The sequence below is a fragment of the Xenorhabdus bovienii genome (assembly GCF_024721015.1).
Lineage (GTDB): Bacteria > Pseudomonadota > Gammaproteobacteria > Enterobacterales > Enterobacteriaceae > Xenorhabdus > Xenorhabdus bovienii.
On sequence record NZ_JANAIF010000280.1, the window covers coordinates 1 to 701 of the forward strand.

Genomic DNA, 701 nt, shown 5'->3' on the forward strand with positions numbered 1-701 from the left:
GCGAAAGAGCTCACCACTCGGTTGACTGATAACTTCCAGATTTTAAAACCCGCCTCTTCAAGTTAATTGCGTATAAATGGTAACGATATATCTTTTGTTTAAAGACCTAATTAAATTTTCTACAAATTCAGGTCTTGCCTGTGGTGGCGGGCATACAGCGTATGGCTTTCCTGCTGCATAATTTGCTTCTTGGTCTGGATAAGCGGCTTCATTGATAAATATTTTTTTGTTTTTTATTGAACGACTATTATCGTTAGCGATATCCATTAATAATTTTTCTGTCGAATTTGTTGGCGTCATTTTTTAATTATCCCTTTATTTTATTGAGTACTGTCGGATATATAGAGAATAATTTAAATAATCCATTTTTAATTCAGGCCAATTAGCTAGAACTTCTACCTGTAATCGATATTGTCCATATTTATAAGGATAACCAAATTCAACTAGAGTAAATAATATACCCTCCCGGCTTCCGTAACTCCCTATAATTTTTGTGATTTTTTTTCATATACTAATTCTTCTGCTAGGTTATCATTAATCTTATAGATTTTTACATCTAAAACAGGATCCCCTTTAAGTTTAGGTATAGGTCCTTCACCTTTAAAAATGTTGTTAACATAGAACCCTAAATAAAATTTCAAAATAATAGATCACTTGAAGGGAACTCAGTCCGATTTTCGCGATCTGATTAATCGCCAAAT

General features: G+C 32.7%; 1 protein-coding gene. It reads right to left on the reverse strand.

The annotated features are described in order from the left end of the window. Positions 1 to 57: 57 nt before the first annotated feature. Complete coding sequence (locus tag NXS07_RS20565) at positions 58 to 300, reverse strand: hypothetical protein (RefSeq protein ID WP_258087580.1); 243 nt, start codon at positions 298 to 300, stop codon at positions 58 to 60. Positions 301 to 701: the final 401 nt, after the last annotated feature.

Excerpts from the sequence above, each read along its gene's own strand:
- NXS07_RS20565 (WP_258087580.1), bottom strand. The coding sequence starts at position 300 with ATGACGCCAACAAATTCGACAGAAAAATTATTAATGGATATCGCTAAC.